Origin of the sequence: Burkholderia metallica, from assembly GCF_902832845.1 — a bacterium.
GTDB lineage: Bacteria > Pseudomonadota > Gammaproteobacteria > Burkholderiales > Burkholderiaceae > Burkholderia > Burkholderia metallica.
In genome coordinates this window covers 343,098-365,122 of the sequence record NZ_CADFDB010000008.1, presented here as the reverse complement: position 1 = coordinate 365,122, position 22,025 = coordinate 343,098, and the positions used below count along the sequence as shown (strand labels likewise).

Here is a 22,025-nt window from a genome sequence, read left to right as displayed (position 1 = left end):
CGTTCCGGATGTCCGTGCGCAGCCTCCGGTCATGAAGCGCAGCCTCGTCGGGGGCGTCTTTCCGTTCGGCCAGGCGGGCTCGGAAAGTCAGCGGCTAAATTGTCCGAAAAACCGAGCCCACGCCACCCGAAGACGTCGCGCGCGGTCTTCGAAGAGATAGGAGGCCGCAAGCGTCAGGAGACCTGAAATTGCCCCCGTCACGATGTGCTCGACATAGGGGATACGGTAGTGACTCGTGTGCGAGTAGACGTCGCCCAACGTTGTCAGGATGCCAACGACCAGCGCATTGCCGTATCGATGCGGGTAGAGTTTCGCCGCGGGCGTGAAAGTCAACAGTACGGCCAGGAGTCCGGTAAGCAGACCCGTATGAATTGCGATAGTCCAGTGGGTAACGCTCATGATATTTCCCCAGCTCCCGGGCATGCAGGTCATGCACGCACTGGTCGGCTGCCAGAAGCGCTGGACAAACAGTCTGACGCGGTGCTTCCACTCGGTTGACATGATGCCTTCCCATCAATGTCATCGCCGCGGCCTGTGCCATCACACGTATCGTTGAAGCAGTTTCCAAACTCTTTAACGAGCTTGCCGCCGTCGTCACGGATGGGTCGACTGTGCGCCGTATGGGCCGGGCAATAACCTGGACATGGGGGAATACTACTCCACGATTTGACGCCCGCTGTTTCGAACGAAACCGGAATTCGATGCTTGCGTCTATCGGTGCCCCCCCGTCCGTGACGCGCGTCGAACGATGCGCTTGCGCGCGAAATCGATGGTCGGCCTCGCCCCTGAGCGGTCCATCGGATTTGCCTGTAGTGGCCCATTCACCACGGCGTCGGGATGTGCTGCGGTAGCCGTCGGTACAACGCCAGTCAGCGGTCGACGCAGAAGACATCGTCGGCGCCCACTGACGCAAGACGATCAAGCTCCGGAAAAGTCATCCGGCGGAAAATCTTCATAGGACTTCGGGGCATAGCCCCAGATTCTGGCGACGTCACCCCTGACCTCAAACTCGAAGCCAATTTCTGCCAGCTTACTCAAAACAAGCGTTGAGTGATCGATGACCTCGTGCCTGACCGAAGCCTGCTCACGCAATCCGAGATCCATCCACTCAACCCCCACAAATGGAAACGGCAGGTGGTAGAACCACTCGACATCCCATCCCGACACATGCCCGTTGATCCATTTTGAACGGTACGAAGGCCGCCATCCGTCCAGACCACGCATGAATGAAATCAGCTCGTTCCATTTCGTGTCATTGGCCAGAGACCCGGCGAACTTCTTTTGCGCCTGCGATCGAATTTTTGCCTTGTCGATACCCCGTGGCAGGGCATCAGCCATAGGAAGCTCGGACTGCATTTACTCCCCTCTGGTAGTCGTGGGCGACGCGATTGTCGGCGATGTCCCCGGTACTGTCGACTCTTTCAAAACCCTAGCGAACCCTATCGCCTCGCGATATCGCCTGACTCAACGGCCATCGAGACAATTGCATCCTACTGAACAACCGCATCGACCATCGCCTGCGCTTCCGACACAAACCGTGAATAGCGCCGCTGTTTGGGCAATTGCTGCGCGAAACAGGCTGGCCGCTGTTCCTCGGCCACGTGTTCCGTACTGCAAGCGGCGATCGTCGGCAACGTCGCATCCCGCCACAGGATATAAACCCGCGCGCCCTGCCTGATCGACACTGCCAACGTTTTCGGCCCATCCGGCATGCCGTCCTGGCTGTCACCCAGCAGCCATGCTTTCACCGCCGCATCAGCCGGCTTTCGCTTCACCGGTAATTCCGCAAACCGAAACTCCGCGGCGTCGCCACCGAGCACGTCGGTGTAAAACGTCTCGCTATCGAAAATCGCGGCAACGTCATCCGCCGACTTGATCCCCGCATCTGCCGTCGCTACCCAGGCCTTCAAAAGCGGAACCGCCGTCACGACGAGATTCACCTTCCCGTCATTCGACTTCAAGAACAGTCCGTCCGGCCCGGGCGTCATCCCGTTATCGACAACGAGGCTCGACACGTTACTCCCCGCCTTCGCGGAAAACCCTTTCGCCCTGACCATCCCGACCAGCTTGACCAACCGCGCATTCACGTCGGCCGTGTATTTCTTGTCCAGATCCGCCCGGTCTTCAATCCGCGCCGCTGCAACCGTGTCGACGGCTTTCTTTCGATAGGCAAGATAAGAATCGGCAGGCGACGCAACCACCTTCGCGCCCACGGCAGCCATTACCGCGACGAGCACCACCGCCCCCACCCCGATCTTCCACCTGGAAATGCGTTTCATTTTTATAGACGTCACCGAATCCCGCGCCGATATGCAAACGGCTGCCGTGAACCCACTACAGCCGTCCCTCAGAAACGCCTTATTCTAAATCGCGAATCAGGCTTTACTCATCCACCTTGAAAGCCGACACCAGCCGCGTCAATTCCGCCGCCTGCTGCTTCAAACTCTCCGCAGCCGCCGCACTTTCCTCGACCAAAGCCGCATTCTGCTGCGTCATCTGATCGAGCGACTGCACCGCATCCCCGATCTGATCGATACCCGCACTCTGCTCCAGGCTCGCCTCGGCAATCTCGCTCATCATCGCGCTCACGCCCTGCACTTGCGTCACGACATCGCGCATCACCTTCCCGGCCTCACTCACCAGCCGCGACCCGGTATTCACCGTCCCCGCGCTATGTTCGATCAGCGATTTGATCTCCTTCGCCGCCTGCGCGCTGCGCTGCGCCAGATTCCGCACTTCCGAAGCCACCACCGCAAACCCGCGCCCCTGCTCCCCGGCCCGCGCCGCTTCCACCGCCGCGTTCAACGCAAGAATATTCGTCTGGAACGAGATGCTGTCGATCATCACGATGATCTCGGAGATCCGCTGCGACGCGTCGCTGATCTCCTGCATCGTGCTCACCACCTCGCCCACCACCTGCCCACCGCGCGCCGCCGCATCGGAAGCGCCGTTGATCATCTTCGCGGCCGTCGTCGCCGTCTCGGTGTTGTTCCGCACCACGGCCGTGATTTGTTCCATCGATGAAGCCGTGCGCTCCAGGTTGCTCGACTGCCCTTCGGTACGTTCGCTGAGGTCGGCATTGCCGGTCGCAATCTGCGCCGACCCGGTCGCGATCGATGCAGAAGCCGCCCGAATGCTATGCACCAGCGTCGACAGCGACGACACGAACCGGTTGAACGCATCCGACAATTGCCCGATCTCGTCCTGGCTCTCGACCGTCATCCGGCGCGTGAGATCGCCCTGACCGCTTGCGATCTCCGACAGCAGCGTCGCCGCCCGTCGGATCGGCGCGGCGATCGCACGCCCCACCTGCCAGATCACGAGCAACGCGACACCCAGCCCCACCACCGCCGCGACCAGCGCAGCACTGCGGATCGCACGCGTCACCGGTCCGAGGAGTTCGACCTGCGGCACCTCGACGACCACATATGCGTTCAACTCCGGAATGAACGACGTCGCGATGAAACGCGCGCCGCCTTCACCGTTGTAGCTCAGGTACGCATACGGCTTGCCGGCCAGCAGCGTCGACGACGCATCGCCGGGCAGCCCCTGCTGGTCCTTCATGAAATGCTTGCCGTCGATCAGCGACGAATCGCGATGCATCATGATCGCGCCGTCGGGACGCACGAGATACGCGAAGCCGGTCTCGCCGATCCGGTAAGCGGCGATGCCCTTCGCGAGCGCATCGACCGACAAGCTCATGCACGCCGCGCCGATCGGCACGCCGTCGAGTTCGACGCGGCTGTTGATGAACATCATGTAGCCGCCGACCGTCACCTCGCGGTCCATGTTCACGTCGAACGCCTTGCCGGACGACAGGAAGCCGGTCAGCCACTGATCCTTGTCGGTCACCTTCCGCTGCAGACCGGCTTCGTTGTAGTAGTTGCCGCTCTTCACCGACACCCACTGCACCGACGCGGCCTTCTGCTCGTCCTTCACGTTCTTCGCGAGCTGGATCCAGTTGCGCGTGCCGGCGTCCGGTTCGCCGTCGGCTTCCCATTGCAGCAGGAATGCATCGCGCGCGAGAATCCGCGACGCGGCGATCGGCCCGGCCATCTGCCGCTGCACGTCGGCGCGGATGCCGTTCACGGCCGTCGGCAGCTCTTCGCGCACGACGCGATCGCGCACCGCGTTGCCGATCAGGCGGATGCTGAGCCCGCTCGAGATCGCGACGAACACGAGCAGGCAACTCGTCATGCTGAGAATCAGCTTGTTCTGAATGGAAAGCTTGCGCCAGAAATGCATGGGGAACCCTCGATAGCCGCTCGGTCTGAGCCAGTTTGGGTTATCGGCATGCGCGCGCAGAACCGCATCGCTGATTTCAGATGTTCATCATGCGAGATTCGTTATATCTCAGCACCGGCGGCATTCGGGCTGTTTATTTTGACGACTCCTGCGATTCGGCGACCTGCGGCATATTCGTACGCTGCGAAACATGGGGCGTGACGGTTTGCTTCGCAACGTCATCAATTGCCAAGAACGTGAGCCGGTACTCGTACACGGCAACAGCAAGCTTGAAACCGACCGCAATAGTCACCGTCAAAACCAGAAATGATGCAATGGCCATCTGAAGTAATGAGAACCCCGCCTCGTCGGGAATTTCAGCATCGACCTTCTTGATGAGACGCGCCAGCTCGTCATGCCCGACGTCCTGAATCGCGGCCAGCACCGGACCGACACGCTCCAGCATCTCCATTACGGCAGCCCGCCGCTCAATCGGATCAGTTTCCTTCTCGACGATGTCAATCATCTGGCGCACGGAAGGCGGAGTCGTGCAAATGTCCGCCGTCACACCCATACGACACGACCGCTCAGTCAACACGCGGATCCGTGCCAGATCCGCTGCAATCACAGCGGGGCCGGGTCGCAAAAATCGCGCGTCGAACGACGTATAGGAGCCCATCAGCGAAAATGCGGCGCTGAGTACCGACATCGCGGCGAATACCTCACCGATCATCTTGTACAGACTGCGCTTTCTCTCGACCTGGTGCTTGAGCTGAATTTTCTTCTCGTCTGGCGTGCCCTTCGGCAAATCGCGAAATGCAGCATGCGCCGCCATCAGCGACCGATGCCGTATGACTCCAATCAACGCCAGATATCCCAATGCCGCCGGCAACGGCATCCAGCGCCATTGGCTCAACCATGCGTAATCACTATGTGTGGCCATCCACGGCCCCAGCCAGTAATAGCAGGCGAATGCAATCGCCAAGGAAAGCACAATCGTCTGGATGATCAGGTTTCTAAGCGACAAATCAGCTGTCAGCACACGCACCAGCAGCCTGACAACACCGCGAGGGTTTCGTGTGTTCTCGCGATTGGCAGCGGCCCCGGCATTATTCTCGGTCGACATCTATACATTCCCTCAGGTTCAGATCGTGGGTGAGCGCGAGCAATCCAATCAATACGCCACGAAGATCGTGACCCTCCGGTTCCGCGCCCGCGCGGCCGCATCGTCACCCGCGACGAGCGGCTGCGTATCGGCCCGCCCGATGGCCGCGAGCCGATGCGGTGCGACGCCGCGCTCGGTCAGGTAGCGCACGACGCTCCCCGCGCGCGCCGACGACAGCTCCCAGTTCGATTCGTATTTCGCGTTCGCGATCGGCACGCTGTCGGTGTGGCCTTCGACGAGGATGTCACCGGTTGCATGCGCGCTCAATGCCTGCGCAATCTGGTTCAGCACCGGCGACGAATCGGGCAGCAAGCGCGCATCGCCAACGTTGAACAGGATCTTCGCGTCGATGCCGATCTCGACACCATGCGGTGCCTTCACCAGCGAGATCCGGCCGTTCGACTTCAACGAATCGAGCAACGCGAGCCACGGCGGCGAGCGCTCAGGTGTTACGGCAGAGGCAGCGGATGCACTCGCCGCGCTGTCGGCATGCCGCGCGAGCGTCTGATACCGCGCATCGAGCGCGTTGTATTTCGCGAGCTGAAGCACATACAGCGCGAGAAACAGCACCATCAGCGTCGTGATGAGATCCGCGTACGAAATCAGCCAGCGGCCCGATTGCACGCCGTCGAGTTCGTCGTCGTCGCGATCGGCGGCAGATGCACCGTCAGTTCGAGCAGTCATGCGATTGGGAATCCGGGTTCGTCGTACGACATGCGCCCATCACGCGAGCGATTCGACCGCACGCCCGCGCACGTCACCGGTCAACCGCGTTTCGATCGTATGCGGCGATTCCTTGCGCGATATTGCCAGCAAGCCGTCGAGATACAGCTTGCGAAACCGCAATTCGCTGTCGATCTGCGCGCGCAGCTTGCCGTAAAGCGGCAGGAACACGAGGTTAGCGAACGCCAGCCCGTACAGCGTCGCGATGAACGCAACCGCGATGCCTGGCCCGAGCTGCGCCGGTTCGAGAATGTGGCTCGTCACCTGCACGAGCCCGAGCACCGACCCGAGAATGCCGAACGTCGGCGCATACCCGCCGGCCTGCTGCCACACGCGCGCGGCAGCGAGGCGGCTGCGTTCGTACGCATCGAGTTCGCGCTGCAACGCATCTTCGAGCACGGCGGTCGACACGCCGTTGGCCAGCAGTTCGAGCCCGCGGCGCGCGAACGGATGAATACCGCTCACGTCCATCGATTCGAACGCGAGCAGCCCGTCGAGCTTCGCGCGGTCGCCCCATTCGAGCAGGTCGGACAGGTTCTTGCGATCGACCTCGCGCGCACGGACGAACGCGAGCCGCAGCTGTTTCACCGCGTCGAAGAAGCGCGCCCAGGTGTTCTGGATCATCACCGCGCCGAGCGTGCCGCCAAGCACGATCACGAGCGCCTCGAACTGGAACAGCATCGAGAAGTGCCCGCCTTCCAGCGCGAAACCGAACACGATCGCGGCGCCGCCCAGCACCACACCGGCCAGGGTCAACAGATCCATACGCGCCTCCTCGTCATGCATCCGATGCCGACGCGACAGGCGCAGTGCCTGCCGCCGGCGCCTTCGCCGCGCGAACGGCATCCAGCACGCGCCGCTCGATGTCCTCGATCTCAACCGGATCGAGCTTGAGCTCGCGGCGCATCACCCACGACACCTCGTTGCGCCGCGCCTCGGTCATCACGGAGAACAGCTTGTCGGCCACCGCGCGATCGTCGAGATTCGCGATGAGCTTCGCGAGATCGTAGGTGTCGAATGTGCCGATGACGTCGAACAGCGTGCGCTGGTCGATCGACACGAGATCCTCCAGCGAGCGCACCTCTGCGCGACGCGCGTTGCGTCGCGAGAAGTACGCAACGCCCTTTTGCTCGACGTAGCTGAGCACCTTCGATTTGCGGAACGCGAACACTTCGTCGGCAATCTCGCCGTTCGACAGCTTGTTGAGCAGCATCGTCCTCTCGACGCCGATCAGCGATTCGAGATCGGCCAGTTCGATGAGTTCGAGCTCGCTGTTGATCGACAGATCGAGATCGTGATCGGCCACCTGCTGCGCGCGATCGATCACGCGCGCGGCGTCGAACGTGACGACCTGGCGCGCATCCGACGAAGCCGCATAGTCGACTGCCCCGCCCGCATGGTCCGCCTGCGCCGCTTCGATCGTGACGAGGTTGAGCTTCTCCATGCGTCGCAGCATCGCGAGCACGTGCGGGCGCGAATGGCCGGCAATCGCGCGGCATTTGCGGATCACTTCGGCAAGCGGCACCGAGGTTTCGGCCGCATGGGCCTGCATCGGCCGGCGCACCCACGCGTCGCCGCCGTCGCGCGCTTCGGCGCCCGCCATCAGCGCCAGCACATGCGCATACGACAGCACGCCCGGCATGAAGTCGGCATGCGTGTAGGTGGCGAGCTGGTCGTCCTTGCGCTTGACGCGGCGGATCATCGTTCGCACGATGTGGCGCAGCAGCGCCGACACGCGCTCGATTTCCTCGTCGAGCATGCCGGCCGGCACGACCGTCAGCTGACAGAATGAAAGCGCCTTCGCGGTATGGGCACGCGGTTCGGCCGCGAGCAATGCCGATTCGCCGAAGAACTCGCCGCGGCCGAGCGTCGCGACGATCACGCGCTTGTCGTCGCATCGCGTGGACAGCTCGACCTTGCCGTCGGCGATCAGAAAGATGACGGGCTCGCCCGCAAAACCCTCGGAGTAAATGATTTCCCCGGGCGCCGCCGTACGCGTCCACGATTGCTGACGATTCAAGTCGATTCCCCTGCTGCGCTGAATGTTGCGGACTGCGCGTCGCATGTCGAAAGCATGCGATCGCGAGTCGTCCCCGTGACCCGTTTACGTCATCGGGCTCAACATCCTTTAGGGAATTCGTCCTCGTTTCGAACCGAAATCAACGTAAAACGTTTGCGGGTCGCGCAGCCGCACGGGAAAGTTCATTTCATCGCCTGCGCGTGTAGTGCAATTGAAAGCGGCGAGCGGTCCCGTGCGTCAGAACTCCATGTCGAGTTCGTCGATGTCCTCGTGCTCCGCCTTCGCCGCGTCGGTCCACTCCGTCACGAACGGATGGGCGAGCACCTGCATGCAGTACTCGGCGATGTCGGGCTCCAGTTTCACGTCGTAGGTCAGGAAGCGCGTGACGACGGGCGCATACATCGCGTCGGCGATGCCGATCTCCGCGCCGAACAGCCAGGGGCCGCCGTACGCGGCCAGACACTCGCGCCAGATCGTCACGATCCGCTGGATGTCGTGCTGCGCGCGCGACCAGATGCGAAAGCCGGGAAAGTGCGCGCGCAGGTTCATCGGCAACGCGGATCGCAATGCGCTGAAACCGGAATGCATCTCGCCGCAGATCGACCGGCAATGCGCGCGGGCTTTCCGGTCTTCAGGCAGCAGCCGCGCGTGCGGCCGGATTTCGTTCAGGTATTCGGCGATCGCGAGCGTGTCCCACACGGTGTTGCCGTCGTGCGTCAGGCACGGCACGAGAATCGACGGCGACAGCAACAGCAACTCCGCGCGCGACGCGGCGTCGATCGGCACGCTGACCGTGTCGAACCCGAGCCCGCTCAACTTCGCGAGCAGCCAGCCGCGCATCGACCACGACGAGTAATTGCGGCTGCTGATGGTCAACGTCGTCCGTCCGGTGACTTCCATGTCGCTCCCCTGTTCAAAACCGTTCGCGCCCCTGCACCGAAAACGGACGCCGCGTCGCGCCACCCGCACCATGCCGGTGCCGCCCATTCGCCGAACTGGCGCAGCACCGCACGCTGTCGCGGCACATGCCGCACGCCAGGCCGGCTGGGCAACGCATCGCGCGCGGCTGCCGTGTGGCGCGTGCCATCTGCGTCGTCGCGTTCCCGAACCGCGTGCAACGCGCGTGCCAGCCGCAAGCTGGCACATCGCTTGCCTCGTTCAATGCAACGCGGCACAACGAGCGACGGTCATGAATCTGCTTGCCTATCCGTTCTACCAATGGTCTGCAGAATGCACGCGCCCGGCGCGCGCATGGGCCGCGGCCACACGCGCGACGATGGCGCTGTGGCCGCCGTCCACCGCGACGCCGACCGGCCGCATGCTCGACGCGCTGTGCGAACTGCTCGAATGCTGCGCGTTCTCGCATCGGCGTCCGCCGTTCGGCATCACGTCGATCGTCGTCGACGGTGAAACGGTGCCGGTCGTCGAGGAAGCCGCCGCCGCCACGCCGTTCGGCACGCTGCTGCATTTCCGCAAGGCGTTGCCAGTGGCGCGCCAGCCGCGCGTGCTGATCGTCGCGCCGATGTCCGGGCATTTCGCGACGCTGCTGCGCGGCACGGTGCATACGATGCTGGCCGACCACGACGTGTACATCACCGATTGGCACAACCCGCGCGACATCCCGCTCACGGCCGGACGGTTCGGCTTCGACGAATACGTTGCGCACGTGATCGACTTCATCCGTCAGATCGGCCCCGATGCGCACGTGCTCGCGATCTGCCAGCCGACCGTCGCCGCACTCGCGGCGGTCGCGCTGATGGCTGCCGGCGGCGATCCGGCGCAGCCCGCGAGCCTGACGCTGATGGCGGGCCCGATCGATTGCCGCGTGAATCCGACGAAGGTCAACGCGCTCGCGACGAGCCAGCCGATCGAATGGTTCGCGCGGAACCTGATCAGCGTCGTGCCGGCTGGCTTCGTCGGTGCGCAACGCTGCGTGTATCCGGGGTTCGTGCAGGTCGGCGCGTTCATGTCGATGAATCCCGATCGCCATGCGGCGTCGTTCGCCGACCTGTATTACGAGCGCGCGAAAGGCGACCCGGCAAAAGCCGACACGCTGCGGCACTTCTACGACGAATACTTCGCCACCGCCGATCTCACCGCGGAGTTCTATCTGGAAACGGTCGAGAAGGTGTTCCAGCAATACGCGCTCGCGCGCGGCGAGCTGACGGTCGGCGACCGGCTCGTCGAACCGGCGGCGATTCATCGCACCGCGCTGTTGACGATCGAAGGGGAGAAGGACGATATCTGCGCAGTCGGCCAGACGGTCGCCGCGCAGGAGCTGTGTTCGGGGTTGCCGCCGTACCTGAAGACGCACCACGTGCAGACGGGAGCGGGCCACTACGGTGTGTTCAACGGCAGCCGCTGGGAAACGCAGATCTATCCGATCGTGCGCGCGACGATCCACGACAACGAGCCGTACGATCGCACCGCGGATGCGGAAGGCAACGCGGACGGCACGCACTACGTGACGCTGCGCGCGCTGCTCGATGCCCGCACAACCGCGCACGACGCGGCGACCGACGCGCCGCTGCATCCAGCCCACTGAAGGCCTACGACACTGAAAATGAAACGCCCCGCCATCGATGGCGGGGCGTGCGTTGCTGCAGCTTGCGGACGACGCGCGAGGAAGCGGCCTCGCGCGTCAGCCTGCGTTACGAACAGGCCTTGCCGTGCGACGCGTGGTAGCCCTTCGCCTTCGCGTCGGCTTCCGACATGTAGCTGCCGTGCTTCGTCTTGCCGTAATACTTGTCGGTCGAGCAGTGATAGACCTTCGTGCTGTCGTTGGCCCACACCTTGCCCGGGCCGCCGCCGGGTGCCGCCGCCGCGGTCGTTGCGGCCGCGCTCTTCGCCGGCGCGGTGCCGGACGCAGGGGCGGCGGAGGCCGCCATGGCCGGCGCTGCGGCCGGCGCGCTCGCGGCGGCCGCCGACGATGCGCCGTACCAGGCCTTCACGCCCTTGTGGCCCGCGCATGCGCCCTTCTTCGATGCGCCCGAGTAGAACGAGCCGTCCTTGCACAGACCGGTCGTGCCGGCCGGCGCGCTGGCCGGAACCTGCGCGAACGCACCGATCGACATACCCATGCCGGCGACCAGCGCGGCGATCAACATTGTCTTTTTCATGGTCCTCTCCTGATTTGCCTGTATGAAGAATGCGTTCCGGGTATTCCCGGGAAAGTCGCGGTTACCGCACCCAGCGGCACGCGCGATGGTGGTGGTGGTGATCGAAGTGACACACACGGTGCGAATGCGCTTCCGCCAGTGCCGGCACGAGAACGGCACATGCCACTGCGGTGGCCGTCAGGATCTTTGCGATGCGCTTCATGAAATCTCTCCCGGGTAGGTCAACCGGTGATCCGGCTGGTACCTCCTTAACGCCGGTCGTCGACGGGCCGTGCACCGCGTTCACGCGCAATTGACGATCTTTGACATCGCGACGGCGCCAACGCGTCGAAGCTGACGAACGACTTTCTTTTCTTTCCGGATCTTCAGCTTCGCGGTCATTCGGAATTCGAAAGAATGTGAACACGGGAACGCGGACCCCACGTGGGCTTCCATGGAAGGCCCAACAAAAAACCGCCCGAAGGCGGTTTTCACAAACAGGCGGACGGACGATGCATGCGGAAACACCGCACCGCTACGCCCCCGACTCTGCCCACGGTGTCGGTGGCGGCACCGCGCACGGGCCGTCGACGTCGATCGATTTGAAATCGGCGGGCCCGACGATCTCCAGGTACTCCATGTCCGGCGAGTAGTCGAACAGGTAGTGGACGATCCCCGGCGCCTGGTGCACGCAATCGCCGGCGCTCACCAGCGTCTCCTGTTCACCGTACATGAAGCGCGCCCAGCCCTTCAGCATGATCACGATATGGAACTCGGCCTCGTGACGGTGCCAGCCGGTGCCCGCCTCCGGTGCATGATTTGCCCTGACGAGTTGCGCGACGACCTTGCCGTTCGTCGCGGCCGCGATACCGAGATCGCGATACAGGAAGAAGTCGCGCAGGCCTTCGCCGCGATACGCGGTGTCCTGCGGCTTCACATGGGAAAAGGCGGTGGGGGTCGGGGTGCTCATCGCGGTGCTCCTTCATCGAAAGGATCCCGCGTGACAAGCATTTAGCGTTCCAGTGTGCGGCGGCGCGACACCGCGCCGGGTCGTTACCGCTTGCGCCGCTTGCCGGTCAGCAGCGTCTGCGCGATCACCGCGAGCAGCAGGAACGCGCCGCTCGCGAGGTTCTGGTAGTACGGGCTCAGCGTGCCGACCTGGTTGATCACGTTCTCGATCACGCCGAGCAGCAGCACGCCGGCGAGCGGGCCGAACAGCGTGCCGACGCCGCCCGTCAGCAGCACGCCGCCGATCACCGCCGCGGCGATCGACTGCAGCTCGTAGCTGTTGCCTGCACCCGGCAACCCCGAATCGAGCCGCGACGCGAGCAGCGCGCCGGCCAGCCCGGCGAGCGCGCCGCTCAGCCCGTACGTGACGATCTTGAGCCCTTCGACGTTCACGCCGAGCATACGCGCCGCCTCCTCGTTGCCGCCGATCGCGAACACGCCCGCACCGTAGCGCGTGTGATTCAGCACGAACGCGGCAACGAGATACGCGATCAACACGATCCACACGAGATTGCCGACGCCGAACAGCGCGCCGTTCGCGATCGTCGCGAAGAACCCCGGATTCGCGATCAGCATGTCCTGGCTCGCGAGCACGAGCGACAGCCCTTTCAATCCGAGCAGCGCGGCGAGCGTGACGATGAACGGCGCCATCCGCGCGCGCGCGATCAGCCAGCCGTTCACGAGCCCGACGATCAGCCCGGCGCAAACGGGCGCGGCGAGCGCGGCGCCCCAGCCATACGGCGCCGCATACGCGGCAATCACGGTGCCGAGCCCGACGAGCGAGCCGACCGACAGGTCGAACCCGCCAAGGATGATCACGAAGCTCTGCCCGATCGTGATCAGCGCGACGAAGGCGGCGGCCGCGACGATGTCGAGCAGGTTCGGCGCGCTGAGGAAATGCGGAAACACGCGGCCGGCGATCAGGCACACGAGCACGAGGATCGCGATCGCACCGCGCGACTTCACGAGCCGGACGAACTGCGCGCGGCGCGCGCGGCTCGCGTCCTGCGCGGTGTGCGTGGGAATCGGCGCGGTCGACATGTCAGGCTCCCGAGCGCTGCAGGTACAGCGCGCCGAGGATGAACGCGGCCTTCAGGATCTGCGCATACGTGTAGCTGATGTTGTTCATGATGAAGCTGGCGTCGAGCAGTTGCAGCAGCAGCACGCCGAACACGGTGCCGACGATCGACACGCGCCCGCCGGAGAGCGGCGTGCCGCCGATCACCGACGCGGCGATCGCATCGAGTTCGAAGTTCACCCCGACATAGTTCGGATCGCCGGCGCCGAGCCGTGCGGTGGCGAACAGGCCGGCAAGGCCCGCGAGCGCACCGCTTGCCGCGTACACCGCGAGCAGCGTGCGCCGCACCGGCACGCCGGCGAGATGTGCGGCCTCGCGACTCGCACCGACGAGGATCGTGTAGCGCCCGAAGGTGGTATTGCGCACGACGAAGAACACGATCGCCGCGCACGCCAGCGCGATCAGCATCACGACCGGCAGCCCGAGGAACGTACCGATGCCGATGAAATCGAATGCATCGGAAGGCGGCAGGCTCACGCGCGACCCGCCGAGCAACGCCTGCGCCAGCCCGCGCGCGGCAACGAGCAGCGCCAGCCCGGAAATCAGCGGATCGATGCCGAGCCGCGCGACGAGACCGCCGTTGAAGAGGCCGACCGCGAGCCCGATCGCGATCGCCGCCGCGCATGCGGCGCCCGTTCCGTACGGCAGACACACGGCGATGACCGCGCTCGACAGCGCCATCACCGACCCGACCGACAGGTCGATGCCGCGCGTCGCGATCGCGAGGTTCTGCCCGAGCGCGATCAGCACGATCGGCGCGGCCTGGAACAGCAGGCTGCGCGCGGCGAGCGGATTCGAGAACCCGGGCGTGACGATCAGGTTGAAGACCGCGAGCGCGACGAACGCGAGATACACGCTGCGGTCGCGCGCCTGGGCGAACAACGCGCGGCGCGACGTGCGGCGTGCGTCGTCCCGCTCGCTCGTCAGGTTGGCTAGATTCACGCTTCCCTCATTCTCTGGTCGATGTGCGGTGCTCAAGCCTGATTCGCGAGCAGCGCGGTCACGTCGTCGGGGCTCGCGCCGCGCGTCGACAGCTCGCCGCTCGTCGCCCCTTCATGCAGGATCACGAGCCGGTCGGCCAGCTCGAGCAGCTCGTCCATCTCCGACGACGTCGCGACGACTGCCAGCCCGTCGTCGGCGAGCCGTTTGACGAGGTCATGCACTTCCGCCTTCGCGCCCACGTCGATGCCGCGCGTCGGATCGTCGAGCAGCAGCACCGTCGGCTCGGTCGACAGGCAGCGCGCGATCAGCGCCTTCTGCTGGTTGCCGCCGGACAGCGTCGAGATCGGCGCGCTCGCGTGCGACGTCTTGATGCCCAGCTCGCGGATGTAGCGCTCGACGAGCGCGTCCTGCTTGCGCACGGAAATGAAGCCGAAGCGCGCGATGCGCGGCAGCACGCACACGACGATGTTCTCGCGCACCGACAGCTTCGAGAAAATGCCTTCCGAACGGCGATCTTCGGACAGGAACGCGAGCCCCGCGCGAATCGCACGCGCCGGGTCCGCGCCGTCGAGCGCACGGCCGCCGATGCGCACCGCGCCGCCGTCCGGCTGCTGCGCGCCGAACACGGCCTTGAACGTTTCGGTGCGGCCGGCGCCGAGCAATCCCGCGAGCCCGACGATTTCCTTCGGCGCGACGCGGAACGACACGTCGCGCAAACGCGTACCCCAGCGCAACCCGTCGACGGCGAGCGCCGGCGCCTGCGCGTGATCGGCCGCGGCGGCTTGCGCCTGTTCGCGCGGCCCGTGCGCGCCGACTTCGCGGCCGAGCATCGCCGCAATCAGCGCCATGCGCGGCAGCCGGTCGGGCGTGTCGCTGCGCACCACCGCGCCGTCGCGCAGCACGGTGAGCCGGTCGCACATCCGGTAGCACTCGGACAACCGGTGGCTCACGAGCACGATCGCGATGCCCGTCGCGCGCAACTGATCGACGACGCCGAACAGCACTTCCACTTCCGCCCCGCTCAACGCCGACGTCGGCTCGTCGAGAATCAGCACGCGCGCGCCGAGCGACACGCCGCGCGCGATCGACACCATCTGCTGCTGGCCGAGCCCGAGGGAACCGACCTTGTCGGCCGGATCGACCGAGAGCCCGTAGCGCTCGACGATCTCGCGCGTGCGCGCGCGCATCGCGCGCCGATCGATCCACGGGCCGAAGCGGCGCGGCTCGTGGCCGAGGAAGATGTTCTCGGCCACGCTGCGCTCGGGAATCAGGTTGATTTCCTGGTAGACCGCGCAGATGCCCGCGCGCTGCGCGGCCCGCGGGCTGTCGAACGACACGGGTGCACCGTCGACGCGGATCTCGCCCGCGTCGGGCTGGTGAAAGCCGGTGAGGATCTTGATCAGCGTCGACTTGCCGGCGCCGTTCTCGCCCATCAGCCCGTGCACTTCGCCCGCGCGCAGCGACAGCGACACGCCGGCCAGCGCGCGCACGACGCCGAACGTCTTGCCGATGCCGCGCGTCTCGAGCACGACGGGTTTGCCGCCGGCGCCATCGTCGGCGCCGGGTCCGGCGGGTAGCGTTGCGTCCATCGTGCGCCTCGTGTTCGCGTGTGAGCGGTTGCCGACCGGTTACCTGCCGGTTGCCGGATCAGTACACGAGATTCGCTTCGAGCGAATGCTTCGCGTTCGCCTTGTCGTACAGCGCGTCTTCCATGATCTGCTTCTGCGCGACCGGCTTGCCGGCGAACCACGCTTCGAGCGACTTGAATGCGAGCGGGCCGAAGCGCGGGTTCGTCTCGACGCTCGCCGCGGCCGAGCCGTTCGCGATCGCGGTGACGAAATCCTTCGTGCCGTCGATCGACACGACCGTCACGCCGCGCTGCTTGCCGGCCTGCCGCAGCGCGGTCATCGCGCCGAGCGCCATCGTGTCGGCCTGCGCGTAGACGGCGTTCACGTCCGGATGCGCGAGCAGCACCTGCTCCATCACCTTCTGCGCTTCGGTGGCCGACCAGTTCGCCGTCTGCGACGCGACGATCTTCATGTTCGGGAATTTCTTCAGGCCGTCGGCGAAACCGTCGGTGCGCTGGCTCTCGACGGTATTGCCGTAGCCGCCCTGGATCTCGGCGATCGTGGCTTTACCGCCCGTCGCATCGGCGAGCGCCTGCGCGGCGCGCTGCCCTTGCCGGAAGAAGTCGGAGCCGAGGAACGTGATGAAATCCTGGCACGGCGTGCCGGCCGTCTGCCGGTCGATCGTCACGACCGGGATGCCCTTCGCGCGCGCCTGCGCAAGCGCGGGCTGCAGGCCGGTCGAATCGTTCGGTGCAACGATCAGCGCCTGCGCGCCCTGGTTGATCATGCTTTCGATATCGGCGACCTGCTTCGCCTGGTTCGCGTTCGCATTCGTGTACAGCAGCCGCTTGACGCCGGCCGCCTTCGCCGCGGCACGCACCGACGCGGTTTCGGTCGCGCGGAACGGGTTCTGCTCGTTCTCCGACTGCGAGAAGCCGACCACGAGATCGGTCAGCTTCACGCTGCCCGGCTTCGGATTCGTGCAGGTCTGCGCGGAGCTCGTCCCGACCTTCTGCGCATTGTCCTGCGCGTGCGCGATCGCGACGCACCCGAGCGTCACCCCCAATGTCACCACGATACGTTGCAGCTTTGCACGGCTCGGCATCATCGTCTCCAAGTGTTGTGATCGGCCCGCGCGCCGTCGCACATACGGCCGGCTTCGACGTCACGAACTAATATTATTACTCGATATTATCGCCTGCCCGACTCGGGATAATCCCGTACCGCCGAACCCGTCAGGCAGGGCCCGGCGTCCACCGCAGCATCGCCTGCAGCGACTCGCCCGGCGCCAGCACGCAGCCTCCGACGAGCGATACGGATTCCTTCGCATTGAAACTGTCCGTCGTGTTCGTGACGGGCTCGACGCACAGCGCGTCGGCGCCGGCCGGCGCGTACACGACGAGCTGGTCGAACGGCCGCTCGGCGTGCATCACGACCTGCCGGCCGCGCGCCGGCCAGATCACCGCGGCTTCGCGCGACCAGCCGACGAAATTGTTGTCGAGATCGAACGCATCGACCGGCATCCCGTTTCGGAGCGCGTCGACAGCCGGATGAGCGCCGACGCGAACGGGCAGCACGTCCGCATCGGCGTGCCACATCGCATCGACGTGCGCCTTCACGACGGTATCCGGCGTGCGCGGGTAATACGGGTGATGGCCCATGCCGAACGGCATCGGCGACGCGCCGAGGTTGCGCGCGGACAGCGTGATCGACAGCACGGCGCCGTCGAGCCGGATCGACTGGCGCGCCTCGTAATGGAACGGCCAGTCGCCCGGGCGGCCGGGCGACGGACGATGCTCGAAACGCAGGTCGGCCCGCGCCGCCTCGCACCGCTCGACTTCCCACGGGCGACGCCAGCCGTGGCCGTGCAGCGCATGGCGATATGCATCGTCCGGGCCGGACAGATCGATCGTGCGGCCGTCGAATTCGAACTTCGCGTCGCGGATGCGGTTGCAATACGGAAACAGCGGGAAGCTCGCGAAACGCAGCGGATCGCCGCTCGCGAGCGCCGCGTCGGTGGTCGGCCGGAACCAGTGCTGCGGGCCGTCGGGCCCGTGTTCGTAGTACGCGGCGATCGCGCCGCCGGCCTGCGGCGCGACGCGCACGCGGGCCGTACCGCTGGCGAGTTCGATCAGGCCGGCATTGCGGGGCGTTCCCATCGGCATCGTTCATCCCGGGATGAAGCTGGCGACCCCGCGGCCGGCGTGCAGCATCCGGCCGCGGGCATGTGCGGCAAAGAATGGCATGGCGCGGCCCGCGTGGTCAATAATATTTGTTGATATTATTATCCGAATGTCGACGAATCCGGCGCAGCCCGCGTAAAGCTTGATTGCCGGCCCGAATGGCCGATGTTACCGTCGGGTCAGGTTGATCCGACCCGCTGTTCATTACCGATTTTATTTGCCCACCCTGCCGAGGCCGGACCGCGCTCCTACCGTGAAACGCTCTACTCAACGTCGCCCCACGATGACCGACATCGCCAAGCTGGCCGGCGTGTCGCAATCCACCGTCTCTCTCGTGCTGAACAACGCGGCGGGCACGAAATTCTCGGACGCCACCCGCGACAAGGTCGTGAAGATCGCGCACGAGCTCGGCTACCGCTTCCTGCCGCGTGAAGTGACGATGACGCACGACGGCGAGCGCGACCTGATCGTCTATCTCGCCGACGAAATCTCGACGAGCCCGCACCCGGTCGTCAACGTCGACGGCGCGCGCGACGCGGCCTACGCGAACGGCAAGCTCCTCGCCGTGTACTCGACGCACGGCAACGTCGACATCGAGCGCCAGGTGCTCGAATCCGTGCTCGCGATGCCGAACCTGCTCGGCGTCGTCTATGCGACCGTCTATACGCGCAAGGTTACGCCGCCGTCCGAACTGCTGCGCGTGCCGGCCGTGCTGCTCAACTGCTATACGACGGAAGGCGGGCTGTCGTCGATCGTGCCGGCCGAAGTCGCCGGCGGGCTTGCGGCCACTGAATACCTGCTGCGCGCGGGCCACCGGCGCATCGGCTACATCAACGGCGAACCGTGGCAGGACGCCGCGAAGGACCGCCTGAAGGGCTATCGCACCGCGCTCGCGACGGCCGACATCCCGTTCGCGCCGGAACTCGTGCGCGACGGCGACTGGGGTTCGGACACCGGCTTCGAGCAGGCGCTGTCGCTGCTGCGCGAGCCGCATCCGCCTACTGCGATCTTCTGCGCGAACGACCTGATGGCGCTCGGCGCGATCGAGGCCGTCAAGCATCTGGGCATGCGCGTGCCCGACGACATCTCGGTGCTCGGCTACGACGACCAGGAAATCGCGCGGCACACGCACCCGCCGCTGTCGACGATCGTGCTGCCGAACTACGAGCTCGGCCGCTGGGCGGTCGAGATTCTGCTGCAGGAAGAGCAGAACCGCGCGGTCGGAATGCCCGTGCGCCGTCGCGCGATCAAGCTCGACGGGCCGCTGGTTGAGCGCGGGTCGGTGCGCGCCGTCGAGACGGCCGCGCAATCGGCCAGCGCGTAGGCGAGCACCCGCCTTATTTTCATTCCCCCAACACAACTACGCGGTGCGGCGGCTTCGCCGCCCGGCCTGCTTGTCCTTGCCGTCGAACACTTCAGGGTAAACACCATCGCTAAATTATTAGTAATAATTTCAAAGCATTTCTATACTTGCGTCGGCATCGGACAAAACCCCGCGCCACGACACGGCAACACGACGAGACGGTGACCGGAAGCGAATGCGCGCGAACCCCGCCGCGCTGCCCGCTCCGCCCGTCCGCACATCACACGCGTACCGCTCCGGACGCTTCCTGTCCGGGCACCGCTTCATCCGCATCGAGTCACCAGTCGTCCGCTTCTCCTCATTCATACGGAGTCCAGAATGACTATCACGTCTCGTCTCAAGCCCGCCGCACTGGCGGTCGTCATCGTGCTCGCATCGTGCGGCGGCGACGATTCGTCCGCGCCGTCGGCGTCCGCGCTCGCCGCGCGTGCGTCCGTCGATGCCGCATCGACCGACAGCGCCGCAGCCGCGAACGCAACGGCGTCCGGCGATTTCATGAACACGGGCTACGGCGGCCCGTCGCACTTCCCGAATCAGCTCGTCACGCTCGGCCTGCCGGGGCCGACGCCCGCGCTGCGCGTGTCGCCGCACGGCGTGCTGCCCTATGCACCGCCGGCGCCGCCCGTCGCGACCGACACGCAGACGCTGACGCTCGCCGACTTCGATACGTACGGCCCGGCGTGGACGAGCGGCGGCGGCAATACGATCCGGATCGACGGCACGAACACGGACGGCGCAAAGCTCGTCACGAACGCGCAGCATCCGGCGTACGGCCACGCGTCGTACGAAGCGGACGTCACGATCGGCGCACCGGCGCCGGGCGCGAACACCGCGAACGCGGGCTTCATCGTGCACGTGACGAACCCGACGGTCGGCACCGACGCGCTGACGGGCTACTACATCGGGCTCGACGCGGTGCGGCACGTGGTGCAGGTCGGCCGCGAACGGAACGACTGGACCGACTTCATCGACTACCCGGCGCCGGCGATCGTGCCGGGCAGCACGCACCACCTGAAGGTCGTCACGCGCAACAACGCGATCGACGTGTACGTCGACGGCACGCAGACGATCAGCATCAACGACGCGACGAGCGGCCTGACGACCGCGCTGCGCGCGGGCGCGTTCGGGCTGCGCCGCTTCGGCGCGAGCGTCGCGTTCAGCAACGTGACGGTCAGCCGCTATCCGGACGTCGCACCGAAAACCTACGACTTCTCGCGCGTGGTCGGCGCCGTGTACAACCCGTGGAATGCGGTCAACGCGATCGACTTCTGGGAGAACTACGATCCGGCGACCGTCGACCGCGAGCTCGACTACGCGCAGACGTACGGCATGAACACGATCACCGTGTACCTGCACTACCTGAACTGGGTCAACGACCGCGACGCGTTCCTCGCGAAGTTCGACAGCCTGCTCGGTATCGCCGCGCGCCACGGGCTGAAGGTCGCGCCGATCTTCTACGACGATTGCTGGCACGTCGATCCCGCCTACGGCCCGCAGCCTGCGCCGATCTTCGGCGTGCACAACAGCCGCTGGGTGCAGTCGCCCGGGCAGTCGGTCGAGCAGCAGTACCTGCAGCCGGTCGCGGCGGGCGCGTCGACCACGTACAAGCAGGACCTGCAGCACTACATCGCCGATTTCGTGTCCGCGCACCGCAACGACCCGCGCATCCTGTACTGGGAACCGATGAACGAGCCCGGCTGCAGCGGCAACGGCGCGCTGCAGCCCACGCGTGCGCTGATGATGAACGACGCCCGCATCGCGATCCTGAACGCGGGCGCGACGCAGCCGATCAATTCGCCGAACGTGCAGGAGCCGGAAGGCGACTACTTCTCCGATTTCCACGCGTTCCACCCGTACGCGAAGAACGCGACGACGCCCGACTACTCGCTGCCGCCGAGCCTGCTCGACAGCCTGAATTCGGAAACGCTGCAGCGCGGCTGGCCGGGCGGCCAGGCCGGCCAGACGATGGCCGGCATCGCATCCACCTACGGCGGCACGACGGGCTTCCTCGTGTGGGAGCTGATGATCGGCCGCACGAATACGCGCTTCCACTGGGGACAGACGGCGTCCGCCCCGGCGACCGTCGAACCGGGCACGCCGTTCCAGGGCACGCTCTACCCCGACGGCCACCCGTGGAGCACGGCCGAGGTGCAGGCGCTCGCGAGCGCGTTCAGCTCGCGGCTGCGCGTGCTCAATGCGACGTACTACAACGACACGACGTTCACGACGCCGGTGTTCTCGTCGATCACGCCGCTCGTCGATTTCGACCTGAACACCGAGCGCGGCACCGATTCGCCGGACGCGTCGAAGGGGATGAATGCGACGAACTATGCGATCCGCTGGACCGGCGCGCTCGACATTCCGAAGGCCGACAACTACACGTTCAGCGTGACGAGCGACAACGTCGCGCGCGTGTGGATCGACGGCCGCAAGGTGATCGACAAGGAACAGCCGGGGCTCGCGACCGCGAAGGGCCGCATTCACCTGACGCAGAAGCGCAACGTGCCGATCCGCATCGAGTACGTGCATGCGAGCGGGCCGGCCAGCATGCATCTGCAATGGTCGAGCCCCGGTGCGAGCCGCGACAATCTGGTGCGTGTCGCGCAGCGGCCGCTGACGGACGCGCTCGCGCAACAGTAGGCGTTTTCACGGC

The 22,025-nt window shown here is 65.5% G+C and carries 20 protein-coding genes; 3 read left to right on the top strand and 17 right to left on the bottom strand.

The annotated features are described in order from the left end of the window. Positions 1-87 precede the first annotated feature (87 nt). The 9 genes from HWX08_RS23290 to HWX08_RS23250 form a co-directional block, all read right to left on the bottom strand. Positions 88-501 (bottom strand): hypothetical protein, encoded by a 414-nt coding sequence (locus HWX08_RS23290; protein ID WP_069259344.1) that lies wholly within the window; start codon positions 499-501, stop codon positions 88-90. Positions 502-918: 417 nt separating this feature from the next. Beyond that, complete coding sequence (locus HWX08_RS23285; RefSeq protein WP_069261094.1) at positions 919-1,338, bottom strand: DUF6678 family protein; 420 nt, start codon at positions 1,336-1,338, stop codon at positions 919-921. A 152-nt stretch (positions 1,339-1,490) separates the two neighbouring features. Next, positions 1,491-2,279, bottom strand: a complete 789-nt coding sequence (locus HWX08_RS23280; RefSeq protein WP_174921251.1) for a hypothetical protein — start codon at positions 2,277-2,279, stop codon at positions 1,491-1,493. 103 nt (positions 2,280-2,382) lie between these two features. Beyond that, the gene (locus HWX08_RS23275; RefSeq protein ID WP_174921252.1) at positions 2,383-4,245 is read right to left on the bottom strand and encodes a methyl-accepting chemotaxis protein; all 1,863 of its coding nucleotides are present in this window, start codon (positions 4,243-4,245) and stop codon (positions 2,383-2,385) included. Between the two features lie 133 nt (positions 4,246-4,378). Further along, on the bottom strand, positions 4,379-5,350 hold the full coding sequence (locus HWX08_RS23270; protein WP_174921253.1) for a hypothetical protein: 972 nt from the start codon (positions 5,348-5,350) through the stop codon (positions 4,379-4,381). A 48-nt stretch (positions 5,351-5,398) separates the two neighbouring features. Then, on the bottom strand, positions 5,399-6,073 hold the full coding sequence (locus HWX08_RS23265; protein ID WP_174921254.1) for an OmpA/MotB family protein: 675 nt from the start codon (positions 6,071-6,073) through the stop codon (positions 5,399-5,401). A 39-nt stretch (positions 6,074-6,112) separates the two neighbouring features. Further along, entirely contained in the window at positions 6,113-6,877 is a 765-nt protein-coding gene (locus HWX08_RS23260; RefSeq protein WP_011355952.1) for a flagellar motor protein, read from the bottom strand. 13 nt (positions 6,878-6,890) lie between these two features. Continuing rightward, entirely contained in the window at positions 6,891-8,132 is a 1,242-nt protein-coding gene (locus tag HWX08_RS23255) for a Crp/Fnr family transcriptional regulator (protein ID WP_174921255.1), read from the bottom strand. Between the two features lie 237 nt (positions 8,133-8,369). Continuing rightward, positions 8,370-9,032 (bottom strand): glutathione S-transferase family protein, encoded by a 663-nt coding sequence (locus tag HWX08_RS23250; RefSeq protein ID WP_174921256.1) that lies wholly within the window; start codon positions 9,030-9,032, stop codon positions 8,370-8,372. Between the two features lie 289 nt (positions 9,033-9,321). On the opposite strand from HWX08_RS23250, the gene HWX08_RS23245 reads away from it, so the two are divergent. Next, the gene (locus tag HWX08_RS23245; RefSeq protein ID WP_069259338.1) at positions 9,322-10,677 is read left to right on the top strand and encodes a polyhydroxyalkanoate depolymerase; all 1,356 of its coding nucleotides are present in this window, start codon (positions 9,322-9,324) and stop codon (positions 10,675-10,677) included. 106 nt (positions 10,678-10,783) lie between these two features. On the opposite strand, the gene HWX08_RS23240 is transcribed toward HWX08_RS23245, so the two are convergent. From HWX08_RS23240 to HWX08_RS23205, 8 genes are all read right to left on the bottom strand, one after another. Then, complete coding sequence (locus HWX08_RS23240) at positions 10,784-11,251, bottom strand: DUF3761 domain-containing protein (protein ID WP_107310265.1); 468 nt, start codon at positions 11,249-11,251, stop codon at positions 10,784-10,786. 61 nt (positions 11,252-11,312) lie between these two features. Beyond that, entirely contained in the window at positions 11,313-11,453 is a 141-nt protein-coding gene (locus tag HWX08_RS23235) for an HHHH-motif protein (RefSeq protein ID WP_174921257.1), read from the bottom strand. Positions 11,454-11,765: 312 nt separating this feature from the next. After that, positions 11,766-12,200 (bottom strand): cupin domain-containing protein, encoded by a 435-nt coding sequence (locus HWX08_RS23230; protein ID WP_069259336.1) that lies wholly within the window; start codon positions 12,198-12,200, stop codon positions 11,766-11,768. An 83-nt stretch (positions 12,201-12,283) separates the two neighbouring features. Beyond that, positions 12,284-13,279 carry an ABC transporter permease gene (locus HWX08_RS23225; protein ID WP_174921258.1) on the bottom strand — a complete coding sequence of 332 codons (996 nt, stop codon included), beginning with the start codon at positions 13,277-13,279 and terminating at the stop codon, positions 12,284-12,286. Position 13,280: 1 nt separating this feature from the next. Then, entirely contained in the window at positions 13,281-14,258 is a 978-nt protein-coding gene (locus HWX08_RS23220) for an ABC transporter permease (RefSeq protein ID WP_174921259.1), read from the bottom strand. Positions 14,259-14,290: 32 nt separating this feature from the next. Next, the gene (locus HWX08_RS23215; protein ID WP_174921260.1) at positions 14,291-15,847 is read right to left on the bottom strand and encodes a sugar ABC transporter ATP-binding protein; all 1,557 of its coding nucleotides are present in this window, start codon (positions 15,845-15,847) and stop codon (positions 14,291-14,293) included. 58 nt (positions 15,848-15,905) lie between these two features. Then, positions 15,906-16,934: an ABC transporter substrate-binding protein gene (locus HWX08_RS23210; RefSeq protein WP_084636148.1), complete on the bottom strand. Its 1,029-nt coding sequence runs from the start codon at positions 16,932-16,934 to the stop codon at positions 15,906-15,908. A 127-nt stretch (positions 16,935-17,061) separates the two neighbouring features. Continuing rightward, positions 17,062-17,991: an aldose 1-epimerase gene (locus tag HWX08_RS23205; protein WP_174921261.1), complete on the bottom strand. Its 930-nt coding sequence runs from the start codon at positions 17,989-17,991 to the stop codon at positions 17,062-17,064. Positions 17,992-18,292: 301 nt separating this feature from the next. Here HWX08_RS23205 and HWX08_RS23200 point away from each other — a divergent pair, with 301 nt between their 5' ends. Together HWX08_RS23200 and HWX08_RS23195 are read left to right on the top strand one after the other, a co-directional pair. Then, positions 18,293-19,333 (top strand): LacI family DNA-binding transcriptional regulator, encoded by a 1,041-nt coding sequence (locus HWX08_RS23200; RefSeq protein WP_174921262.1) that lies wholly within the window; start codon positions 18,293-18,295, stop codon positions 19,331-19,333. Between the two features lie 357 nt (positions 19,334-19,690). After that, positions 19,691-22,012, top strand: coding sequence for a PA14 domain-containing protein (locus HWX08_RS23195; RefSeq protein ID WP_174921263.1), 2,322 nt, complete (start codon positions 19,691-19,693; stop codon positions 22,010-22,012). The last annotated feature ends 13 nt before the right edge of the window (positions 22,013-22,025 follow it).